This is a genomic window from Bacteroides sp. M10, from assembly GCF_014334015.1.
In the GTDB taxonomy this organism is placed as follows: domain Bacteria; phylum Bacteroidota; class Bacteroidia; order Bacteroidales; family Bacteroidaceae; genus Bacteroides; species Bacteroides intestinigallinarum.
The window spans coordinates 2,315,727-2,328,033 of record NZ_CP060488.1 but is presented as its reverse complement, the minus strand read 5'-3'; the positions used below and the strand labels follow the sequence as shown (position 1 = coordinate 2,328,033).

The following is a 12,307-nucleotide window of genomic DNA, read 5'->3' as shown; positions in this document are numbered from 1 at the left end:
CGTCAAAGGTTTATTGTAAAGTTTTCAATAGAGAAGTGATGCTTACTCTGTCTGCGATGATATTATTCAGTTCAGAGATAGCGACACGCTCTTGCTGCATGGTATCGCGGTTACGCAATGTCACACAGTTATCTTCTAATGTCTGATGATCGACTGTTACACAGTACGGAGTACCAATAGCATCCTGACGGCGATAACGCTTACCGATACTATCTTTTTCGTCATATTGGCAATGGAAGTGGAACTTCAGGCTGTCAATAACTTCACGAGCTTTTTCAGGCAGACCGTCTTTCTTTACCAACGGCATAACTGCCAGTTTCACCGGAGCCAGAGCAGCAGGCAATTTCAAAACAACACGGCTTTCACCATTTTCCAGCTGTTCTTCGCAATAAGATGCGCTCATGATGCTAAGGAACATACGGTCAACACCGATAGAAGTTTCGATTACGTACGGAGTATAAGACTCGTTCAGTTCCGGATCAAAGTATTTAATGCTCTTGCCGGAGAACTTCTCATGTTGAGACAAGTCGAAGTTAGTACGAGAGTGAATACCTTCTACTTCTTTGAATCCGAACGGCATCAGGAATTCGATGTCAGTAGCGGCATTTGCGTAATGAGCCAGTTTATCGTGATCGTGATAACGATAGCTTGCATCTCCGAAGCCAAGTGCCTTATGCCATTTCAAACGGATTTCTTTCCATTTCTTGAACCAGTCAAGTTCTGTTCCCGGTTTTACGAAGAACTGCATTTCCATTTGTTCGAACTCACGCATGCGGAAGATGAACTGACGTGCAACGATCTCGTTACGGAAAGCCTTACCAATCTGTGCAATACCGAAAGGAACTTTCATACGACCTGTTTTCTGTACATTCAGGTAGTTTACGAAAATACCCTGTGCAGTTTCCGGACGAAGGTAAATCTTCATTGCTCCTTCAGAAGTAGAACCCATTTCAGTAGAGAACATCAAATTGAATTGACGAACTTCTGTCCAGTTCTTAGTACCGGAGATCGGGCATACGATTTCTTCATCAATAATGATCTGGCGTAACTCTTCCAAGTCACCGTCGTTCAGAGCTTTAGCAAAGCGAGTGTGAAGTGCGTCGCGTTTTTCCTGATGTTCCAATACCCGTCCGTTAGTTGAACGGAATTGAGCCTCATCAAAAGATTCACCGAATCTCTTGGCAGCTTTCGCTACTTCTTTATTGATTTTATCATCATACTTTGCCAACTGATCTTCAATCAGTACGTCAGCACGATAACGTTTTTTAGAATCCTTATTGTCAATCAAAGGGTCATTGAATGCGTCTACGTGTCCGGAAGCTTTCCAGATAGTAGGGTGCATAAAGATGGCAGAGTCGATACCGACAATGTTCTCGTGCAACAGCACCATGCTGTCCCACCAGTATTTCTTGATGTTATTCTTCAATTCAACGCCCATCTGACCGTAGTCATACACAGCGCCTAGTCCGTCGTAGATATCGCTCGAAGGGAATACGAAACCATACTCTTTGCAATGCGATACAAGCTTCTTAAAAACGTCTTCTTGTGCCATTTTCTTTTCTATATCTATTAATTTGAATTTGCTTTTTTCGTAAAAAGTGCCACAAAGATAGGTATTTATCTCATAAATAAGACAGAGAGGGTATTAATTTATCTTATTTACCCGGCAACTGTCAGCATTCAAATACTTTCTTCAATTTCACTAATGCTCGAATCTCACGTTGGAATGAAATCCCTAAAGAGGACTTTTTCCATTCGACAAGAAACCATTTTTGTAAAACGAATAGCTTTCTTCAATCACTTCCATCTCATCGGCATTCAGCGCATATAATATTTCGCGACAGAATTCCAACTGAGCAGTTCCGTTAGCAGTAACGATATTACCGTCTCGAACGGCTTGTTCTTCGATATAATCCGCGTCACCAGTATATTTCTCACCTGCTATATTTTTCAAATATTCGAGCGCATTGCTCGTATGCTTTACGTGATTGAGAAATCCGTGTTTACCGAGAAAAACCGAAGCATTGCAGATTCCGGCAACCAACTTATTTTCCCGAATCATTTTTTCTACTAAAGGAACTAAGGATTCCGTTTCGGGTGAAAACCAGTTATCTCCGCCTACCAGCACCAATCCGGCATAATCTTCGGGCAAAGTCTGGATGTCGTAATCCGGTAAAACCTTGAATCCTCCAATAGAATTTACAGGATCTTTAGTGAGAGAAAGTGTTTTTGTGATATACTTAACCGGTCTTCCGGGTTTTATACCTGCATTTATGCAAACAGCAATATGTGCGGCTTCCCAATCGGCAAAACCGTTTAACAATACAAAAATGAGTTCTTTTTTCATATTTTCCAATCATATTTTAATATGGTTCTTACCCTGAACAAATATAGCTATATTTCATTCAGTGAATAAAACAATATCACTTTTTATCCAATTATTCGTCGACTCCCAAACCTTCTCCCTCGAATTCCGCCAGTTCCATCTCTTTATCCGCTTTTTTCATCTCTTTGGTGAGCATATTTTCGGGCATGTATATATTAAAAGGTATACGCGTACATTTCATCTTTTTCACTTGCCGGCTAAATTCAGGACAGGCAACGAAATAGACACGTGAAACGGATACCTTTCCTGGAGTTACCTGCTCGGGACGTTCAAATCCCGGACTGGTCAATGATGTATGAAATGTACCGAGTCCTTCAATAGTAACCGGTTGTCCAATAGATAACAAACTACGGATAGCATCAACCATTTCCGTCAATATACCATCTATCTGCCCACGATGGAACCCACTCCGTTTTTCCATATACTCGGCAAATTCTCTATTCCGAATCGGATCTATCATTCTTTTAGGTACACCATACCATAATTCCTTTCTTTCTCCCGATGTTAAATCGGCTTTTTTTCTCACTACATAAGGCACTGCCATCGTCTATACTCCTTTCTTTTTTCGTTTATACTCGCGTTTTATCTGACACCCGGGTGTCAATGCCCTTGAGACCCGGGTGTCAAGCATACCAACACCCGGGTGTCAGTGCTCATGAGACCCGGGTGTCAGATAAGTGTTGGCTGCAACAAAATTAAATCTTTATTATAGGAAAACAAAGGAATTCTTCTATATTTGTGCCATCCCTACAATATACTTAAGAAAAACATAAAACTATGATCAAGATTCTTCTACTGATAGACTATTCCAGTGAGTTCGACAGGAAGCTGCTACGGGGTCTTGTACAATACTCCAAAGAGAACGGCCCCTGGTTATTTTACCGCCTCCCCTCCTATTACAGTGCAATGTATGGAGAACAAGGTATTTTGAAATGGGCCAAAGAATGGAAAGCGGATGCCATCATCGGACAATGGAACAATGATACGATTGATTTGCAGAAAGAACTGAATATACCTGTCGTATTGCAAAACTACCATCACCGAAGTGTCACTTACTCTAATCTCACGGGCGACTATAAAGGTACGGGAAGAATGGCAGCTCAATTCTTTGCTAAACGGATGTTTCGAAACTTTGCTTATTTTGGTGTCAAAGGGGTGGTTTGGTCCGATGAACGCAGTCAAGGCTACCGTCAGGAAGTGAAACGTATGGGCGGTGAGTATTTCAGTTTCGAATCTGATAAACAGGAAGATGAAATAAGGATGGAAGTCAGCCAATGGTTACAGGAGCTTCCCAAACCGGTTGCTTTATTTTGCTGCGACGATGCACATGCCCTGTTCATTTCAGAAACTTGCAAAATGACGAATATTCCTATTCCGGAAGAAATTGCTTTATTAGGCGTGGACAATGACGAACTGATGTGTAATATCTCCGACCCTCCTATTTCATCTATAGAACTCGAAGTGGAAAGAGGCGGATATTCTATCGGCAGACTGATTCACCAACAAATAAAAAAGGAACACGAAGGCAGTTTCAATATCGTCATCAACCCTATCCGTATTGAATTACGGCAATCTACGGAGAAACATAATATCAAAGATCCTTATATTCTGGAAGTAGTGAAGTATATAGAGACCCATTACGGTTCCGACTTGACCATAGAGTCTTTGCTTGCAAACATTCCGCTATCCCGCAGAAACTTCGAAGTGAAATTCAAGAATGCACTGAACACCTCTATATATCAGTATATTCTGAACTGCCGGTGTAATCATCTTGCAGATCTACTACTCACAACCGACCGCCCATTGGCCGATTTAGCAATGGAAGTTGGCTTTACAGACTATAATAACATTGCCCGGATTTTCAAGAAATTCAAAGGATGTTCACCTATTGAATACCGGCAGAAAAAGACTAGACAAAGATAAAATAAACGCTTTCTGAAGGCTGTTTTTCGTTTTGACATTAAGATCATTCATGAGAATGACCTACCTTTGTTTTCATACCTTTCGAAATACATTTTAGATATTAATACTATGCGAAGACATACCATAAGAGGAAAAACAAGAACGATTATCTATCCTATTATTATTTATTTGGGGGTCACCTCAATAATGGGGTGCAAAAGATTAAAGATTAACCAGACAAAAAGAAACTGGGAGAAGCTATCCGCTTACTTTACCCCACCACCACTGTACCAGGAAAAATTTGGGACTTACCGCAATCCTCTTTTATTTTACAATGGAGATACAGTCAAAAACGCAGAAGACTGGCTAAAACGAAGAAAAGAAATAAAAGACAAATGGTTGAACCTAATCGGTCATTGGCCGGCCATCATCGCCAATCAAAAACTGGAAATTATAAAAACCACAGAACGCGAAGATTTCAAACAACATTTAGTGCGTTTTTATTGGACTCCTCTGGAACAGACTTACGGCTATTTACTGGAACCGAATAAAAAAGGGAAACATCCTGCCGTTATCACAGTATTCTACGAACCGGAAACTGCTATCGGATGGGGAGGAAAAGCTAATAGAGATTTCGCCTACCAATTAACAAAAAGAGGATTCGTTACTCTCTCATTAGGAACTAGACAGACCACCAAAGATAAGACTTACTCTCTCTATTACCCGACTATTAACAACTCCACTATGCAACCTCTTTCAGTACTTGCTTATGCAGCAGCCAATGCATGGGAAGTATTAGCCAGAGTCGAAAGTGTCGACTCTACCCGAATTGGTATCATGGGACACTCCTACGGCGCTAAATGGGCAATGTTTGCTTCTTGTTTATATGAAAAGTTTGCCTGTACCGTCTGGAGTGATCCAGGTATCGTCTTTGATGAAACCAAAGATAATTATATCAATTATTGGGAACCTTGGTACCTGGGATATTATCCCCCACCCTGGAAAAATATCTGGAGCAACAACGGCAATAACTCTTCAACAGGTGTCTATGCCAGACTATGCAAAGAGGGGCATGATTTACATGAACTCCATTCTTTATTGGCTCCTCGCCCATTTCTCGTATCAGGCGGTTATTCTGATAATGTAGACAGATGGATTCCATTAAATCACTCTGTCGCAGTCAACCGGCTTTTGGGTTATCATCATCGAGTGGCAATGACGAACAGACCCAAGCATGATCCTACTCCCGAATCAAACGAAACCATATATAAGTTCTTCGAATGGTTCTTAAAAAGAAAAACGCCAAAAGAAGATTAACGATGTATTATTCTTCGTTTTTTGAAGATAGTTTTTCGTTTTTGCCACCGCGCATGTCTTTGAAACAGAATACTTTTGTATCATTAACTAGTTAACCGGTCTAAAGAGACTATTGTTAGAAATTAAAATTTCAAATCGACGATCTAATATTTAAAAACTTATCATGCAATGAAGAAAATCAGATGGAATCCAAGGTTAGTAACCTCGTTGTTTATTACTCTTTTAATGTGCACTCTCGATTGTCTTGCACAAGAAGTAATAAAAGGGTTTGTGAAAGATGGTAATGATGAACCATTACCTGGCGTATCTGTAGCTGTCAAGGGTACTACTAATGTTGGTACCATTACAAATGTTGATGGAAAATATAGCATTAATGCCCATAAGAATGACGTATTGGTATTCTCTTATATCGGAATGGTCAGCCAGGAAGTAAAGGTAGGCAATAAGACGAATATCAATATCACTCTTAAAGAAGATGTTTCCTCTCTGGATGAAATCGTAGTAGTAGGCTATGGAACTCAAAAGCGCGGTAGTCTGACCGCCGCTATATCTACTGTCTCCGATAAAGAAATCCTTAAAGCCCCAACCATGGGAATCAGTAATATCATCGGTGCACGTGTTGCCGGTATTTCCGCCGTACAAGCCAGTGGACAACCCGGTGCGGATAATGCCTCCTTGTCCATACGCGGACAAAGTGGTATTATCTATGTTATTGACGGTATCAGAAGAAGCGCAAGTGACTTCAACGGACTCGATCCGAATGAAATAGAATCTGTATCTGTATTAAAGGATGCATCCGCCGTAGCCGTTTATGGTCTGGACGCAAATGGAGCATTCATTGTCACAACCAAAAAGGGACAAACAGATAAAGTCACCATTAGCTATACAGGTACTGTGGGTATCAGCCAGAATGCAGAAGAACAAGAATGGCTCGACGGACCGGGATATGCTTATTGGTACAATAAAGCCCGTCTTCTACAAGGTGATACGGAAGTATTTACCGTCGACATGGTGCGCAAAATGCGCGAGGGTGTCGACGGATGGGGAAATACCAATTGGTACGATAAAGTATATGGAACCGGTGTTCGCCAACATCACAATATTTCAGCATCAGGAGGAAGTGAAAAGGTTCGTTTCTTCACATCTATCGGTTATCTGGAAGAAAAAGGAAATATAGATAAGTTCAAATACCGTCGAATGAATCTTCGTTCTAATATTGATGCACAGTTGGCTAAAGGACTTAGTCTGTCATTAGGTGTTTCGGGGCGTATAGAAAAACGGGATGCTCCCAAATTTTCTGCCGATCCGGATGATTGGATGAATATTCCCCAACAGGTATGCTATGCTTTGCCATACGTACAGGATACTTATGAATATAATGGGAAAATATACGATGTTTCAACCCCGACTTCCGGCTCTCCGGTAGCTCCTATCGCATCCATATACGATTCAGGATATAACAGGTCCAACCAATCATATATGCAGTCCAATTTCAGTCTGAAATACGACACACCTTGGCTTAAAGGATTAAGTTTAAAATTTCAGGGAGCGTACGACTTAGTTCATGGGATGACTAAACAGTTAACCAAGCCGAATGAAGTCATGATTATGGATTTACCTAATGCAGCCACTACCACACTCACCTACCATAAGGACTACAGTGTTTTGAAAGATACACCTATATTATCCGAATCGGCATCACGCGCCCAGGAGTTCACTACGCAAACCAGTATTACGTACGATAACAAATTTGGAGATCACTCGATCGGAGTATTATTACTGGCCGAAACACGGGAACGTAATAGCAACAATCTCGGTGTAACGGGAACCGGATTAGATTTTATTCAGTTGGATGAGTTGAACCAAATCACAGGATTCACCAAAGAAGGGAAAGAGCAACCTGCTATACCTTCGGGTAGCAGCAGCCAAACACGCGTAGCCGGTTTTGTAGGTCGTTTGAACTACAATTACGCTGACAAATATTATTTGGAAGCTTCACTACGCCACGATGGTAGTTATCTGTTTGGCGGTATGAACAAACGCTGGGTCACCCTGCCCGGTCTCTCTCTTGCCTGGAGAATCAATAATGAAAAATGGTTTCATGCTACTTGGGTAGACAACCTGAAATTAAGAGCAGGTATTGGAAAAACTGCAACCAGCGGTATCCAGCCTTTCCAATGGAGAAATACGATGAGCACATCCCCCAATTCTGTCGTAATAGGCGGAGCCAGTCAGACAGCTATCTATCCGTCCGTATTGGGAAATCCCAATTTGACATGGGCGCAATGCCTCAACTATAATATTGGAGTAGATGTAACTTTATGGAATGGATTATTAGGAATGGAACTGGATGCTTTCTATAAATATGAATATGACAAATTATCTTCCGTAACCGGTTCACACACTCCTTCCATGGGAGGCTATTACTTCTCAACTGCAAACGTTAATAAAGCAGATTATAAAGGTTTTGACGTCACCTTTACACATCAGAACAGAATCGGAAGTTTCAGCTATGGAGCTAAATTAATCTGGTCATACGCATACGGAAGGTGGCTCAAATATGCAGGTGATTCTGAAAACACACCGGAATACAGACGACTGACCGGAAAGCAAATCGGTTCGAAAATGGGATTCATAGCCCAGGGATTGTTCCAAAGTGAGGAAGAGATAGCCAACTCCGCTACTATGCCTGACCGACCGGCTTATCCCGGATATATCAAGTATGTCGACAGAAATGGAGACGGTATTATAACAGTCAATCAAGATCAGGGGTATGTAGGTAAAAGCTCAAGACCGACCCATACAGGTTCTTTCAATTTATTTGGTAACTGGAAAGGATTCGATTTCGATATTTTGGCATCATGGGGACTTGGTAGCGATGTTGCATTAACCGGGGTATATACGGCAAGTGGTTCATCCGGAATCCAAAGTGCTACGGCCTTCACGCGTCCTTTCTATCAGAATGGTAATGCACCAGTCTATCTGGTGGCAAACTCCTGGACACCCGAGAATACAAATGCAGAGTTTCCTTGTCTGGAAATCAATCCGAGAAGTTTGAATAACGGGCTGGCCTCTACATTCTGGTACCGTAACGGAAACTATTTGAGAATAAAAACAGCGCAAATAGGATACAATTTCCCTAAAAAATGGTTGAGTCCATTGGGAGTGGAAGCTCTTCGCCTCTATGTCGAGGGATACAACCTTCTGACTTTCAGCGCTGTATCTAAGTACAACATCGACCCGGAATCTCCAGCTGTAAACAATGGATATTATCCGCAACAAAGGACTTATACACTTGGAGCTAAAATCACATTCTAAAATATACGCTATATGAAAAAGTTATCTATTAATATATCACTCTTCTTTGTGTTGCTGACTTTAAGTTCGTGCAACGACTGGTTGGATGAAGTAAAACAAACGACTACCGTTAGTGATGAAATCATCTGGCAAGATGAAACCCAGGTTGACAAATATGTGAATAGTTTCTACCCCCTCCTGCATGATTACGGTCAATTCGGGGAGGCCCAATTCTACGGAAGTTTTACAGAAAGTCTGACTGACGCATTTAAGTATGGTTCATATACGCTGGGACACAGAGCCGGCCATCCTAATCTTTATGTGCTAACACCGGATGCTATCTCTCCGGACAACTGTCTATACAGTATCTGGCTACGTTCAACAGCATACAAACAGATCCGAGAAACAAATCAATTTCTATCTCTACAAAGAAAATATTCCGAATTTTCAGCAGACAGAAATAAGCTCTGGGAAGCTCAAGTACGCTTTTTCCGTGCATTTGTATATTTCCAGTTAGCCAAAAGACATGGAGGCGTCATCTTGTATGACGATCTGCCGGTATCAACTAATAAAGCCCGCAGTAGTGCTGAAGAAACCTGGCAATTCATAGCCGACGATCTTGATTTTGCAGCCAATAATTTACCCAAGGAGTGGGATGCGGCAAACAAAGGGCGTATCACCAAAGGAGCAGCCTATGCACTGAAATCCAGAGCAATGTTATATGCCAAGCGCTGGCAGGATGCCTATGATGCTGCTAATAATGTAATTGCGCTCAAGCTATATGGTCTGACAGACAAATATGAAGATGCATGGAAAGGGAATAATAAAGAAGCGATTCTAGAGTTTGATTATGATGCCGCCAACGGACCTAATCATCTTTTTGACCGATATTATGTACCACAATGTGATGGCTATGACAATGGTTCAACAGGAACTCCTACGCAGGAAATGGTAGAATGTTATGAAAGCAAAAATGGAGAAAAGATAGACTGGACACCCTGGCATGGCATTACTGATGAAACTCCTCCATACGACCAACTGGAACCTCGCTTCGCTGCAACTGTAATCTATAGAGGATGTACCTGGAAAGGGAAAAAGATGGATTGCAGCCTTGACGGAAAGAATGGTGTGTTTATGCCTTACCGGGAACAGGGTACTTCATACGGCAAAACCACAACCGGTTATTTTTTAAGGAAATTGTTAGACGAAACGCTGACAGACGTCAAAAATGGGAAAAGCGCCCAACCGTGGGTTGAAATTCGCTATGCCGAAGTTTTATTGAACAAAGCGGAAGCAGCTTATCGACTCAATAAGATCGGGGAAGCCCAAAGTGCCATGAATGAGGTACGCGCCAGAGTAAAAGTGAATTTACCGGGTAAATCCTCTACAGGCGAAGCTTGGTTCAAAGATTACAGAAATGAAAGAAAGGTTGAACTAGCCTATGAAGGCCATTTATTCTGGGATATGCGTCGTTGGGAATTAGCTCATATTGAATATAACAACTATCGCACACATGGCTTCAAAATTATTGGTGCTACCAATACATACGAATATGTTGATTGCGACGGACAGGACCGCAAGTTTATAAAGAAATTATATGTCCTTCCTGTACCGTCTGAAGAATTGAAGAATAACTCATTGATTGAGCAATATGATGAATGGAAATAACAATAAAAACTCTTAGAACAATGAAAAACAAAATTATATCAATCATCCAGGCAGTAGTTCTTCTATGGGGAGTAACTAGTTGTCACAGTCCTGAAGAGTTGGGTTCTGACATTCAACGCGAAGGTATCAACAGCATCACTGCATCATTTCCGGACGATGACAGCAGCGAAAATAGTTTCAAAGGTGAAATAGATTATACCAATCATTCAATCACATTTGTTTTCCCATACAATTATCCCAAATTGTCGGATAATGTATTGCCGACCTCTGCACTAAAACGAGTAAGATTGAGTGCCAGCCTAGCGAATAATGTCAGTGTAACTCCGCCATTACTTTATATGGATCTTACCCAAGACAACTACATCACAGTGAAAGATCAGACCTCTGGGACTAGTATCGAATTCAAAGTAATAGGTGAAATCCGCAAGAGCAACGAATGCAGCATCACCAAATTCGATATTCCTGCCATAGGGCTACTGGGAGTCATTAATGAAAATGAAAAAACAATTTCATTAGTAACCATAGATAATGTAGGGGAGCAGATAGCAAACATTGATATCTCGCATGGAGCAACTTGCAATCCCAACCCCGAAACAGAGGCACTAGACTATGAACAAGAACAGACTATTGTCGTCACAGCACAGAATGGCATAGATAAAGCGACATATACGGTGAAAAAAGATATTCCGCAAAAAACTGTTGCAGGTATCCGCCAAGGAAGCGGTAAGTTATTATGGTCTAAAAGACTATCTGAAATCAGCGGTATTCTACTACCGGGTAAAGTAACCGGACTTGCAGTAGTCGACAAATATGTTGTCATCAACGAACGTGCCAATGATCGTGCCATTTACTTAAATAGCCAAACCGGAGAAATAGCAGGTTCTATGGATATCAGTCAATTTGCCGGTGATAATTCAAACTTCCATGCAACAGCAGACCGGGGAAATAACATTTTATTCTGCAGCTATACTCCATCAGGAGGTACTTTCACTGTATGGAAAGCTAATGGAGTGAATGAGAAACCACAGAAATATATTGAATATAAAACTGGCACCAATATAAGATTCGGCTGGAAGATTTCTATCCAGGGGGATTTGGACGCCAATGCCCTTATCACAACTCCTGTATTCCAGAAAGACAGTAAAGTGCAGTTTGCCCGCTGGCGTGTCGTAAACGGTGTCTTACAAACGCAGGATCCGGAATTTGTCATTATGAGTTCCTCTCTACTGACTTCAAACTGGATTAAATGGGCGGATGTGATTTATGCTGATGACACCGACACTCAAAGTGACTATTTCTTGGCTAGCCATGTCACAGACACTTCTGCCAAGCGCTATTTCTACTGGTTTAAAGGAACAGACAATAGCATAAAAGCGGCAAATACGGGTGCTCCGGGTAACACAATTATCAATGCTGTAGACTATGCCGTGTTCAACAAAGTACCTTATGTCATTTACAATCAGGTAAATAGTTTCAACTATGCCGTAACAGGTTCTGATGCTGTCCGTATGTATGATCTTAGTAGCGGCTCGTTCGACAACCAAATAGTAGTATGCCCGGACAAAATATATGGAGGTCTCGAGAATTCCGGTCAGAACACCGAAGGAACCGGAGATGTCGTATTTAAAGTTGCCAAAAATGGTTATTATCTATACGTTTATCTCGTATTCTCTAATGGAGGCATCGCCTGCTACCAATATGACTGTATTGATATGTAATACAAACAACCAGTAATCA

General features: G+C 41.4%; 8 protein-coding genes. 5 read left to right on the top strand and 3 right to left on the bottom strand.

Translation table 11 applies throughout. The features are described 5' to 3' along the window. Positions 1-10: 10 nt before the first annotated feature. The 3 genes from H8796_RS08345 to H8796_RS08335 form a co-directional block, all read right to left on the bottom strand. Entirely contained in the window at positions 11-1,552 is a 1,542-nt protein-coding gene (locus tag H8796_RS08345) for a glycine--tRNA ligase (protein WP_087317094.1), read from the bottom strand. A 183-nt stretch (positions 1,553-1,735) separates the two neighbouring features. After that, on the bottom strand, positions 1,736-2,347 hold the full coding sequence (locus H8796_RS08340) for a type 1 glutamine amidotransferase family protein (RefSeq protein WP_074635943.1): 612 nt from the start codon (positions 2,345-2,347) through the stop codon (positions 1,736-1,738). Positions 2,348-2,438: 91 nt separating this feature from the next. Then, the gene (locus H8796_RS08335; protein ID WP_074635946.1) at positions 2,439-2,930 is read right to left on the bottom strand and encodes an HU family DNA-binding protein; all 492 of its coding nucleotides are present in this window, start codon (positions 2,928-2,930) and stop codon (positions 2,439-2,441) included. A 233-nt stretch (positions 2,931-3,163) separates the two neighbouring features. Between H8796_RS08335 and H8796_RS08330 the strand changes: the two genes are divergently transcribed. From H8796_RS08330 to H8796_RS08310, 5 genes are all read left to right on the top strand, one after another. Continuing rightward, the gene (locus H8796_RS08330) at positions 3,164-4,309 is read left to right on the top strand and encodes a DNA-binding transcriptional regulator (RefSeq protein ID WP_117932179.1); all 1,146 of its coding nucleotides are present in this window, start codon (positions 3,164-3,166) and stop codon (positions 4,307-4,309) included. A 108-nt stretch (positions 4,310-4,417) separates the two neighbouring features. After that, positions 4,418-5,605 (top strand): S9 family peptidase, encoded by a 1,188-nt coding sequence (locus H8796_RS08325; RefSeq protein ID WP_117932181.1) that lies wholly within the window; start codon positions 4,418-4,420, stop codon positions 5,603-5,605. A gap of 168 nt (positions 5,606-5,773) precedes the next feature. Beyond that, positions 5,774-8,923: a TonB-dependent receptor gene (locus H8796_RS08320; protein WP_117932183.1), complete on the top strand. Its 3,150-nt coding sequence runs from the start codon at positions 5,774-5,776 to the stop codon at positions 8,921-8,923. 12 nt (positions 8,924-8,935) lie between these two features. Continuing rightward, entirely contained in the window at positions 8,936-10,570 is a 1,635-nt protein-coding gene (locus H8796_RS08315; RefSeq protein WP_022199327.1) for a RagB/SusD family nutrient uptake outer membrane protein, read from the top strand. A 20-nt stretch (positions 10,571-10,590) separates the two neighbouring features. After that, positions 10,591-12,288: a DUF5018 domain-containing protein gene (locus H8796_RS08310; protein WP_117932185.1), complete on the top strand. Its 1,698-nt coding sequence runs from the start codon at positions 10,591-10,593 to the stop codon at positions 12,286-12,288. Positions 12,289-12,307 lie beyond the last annotated feature (19 nt).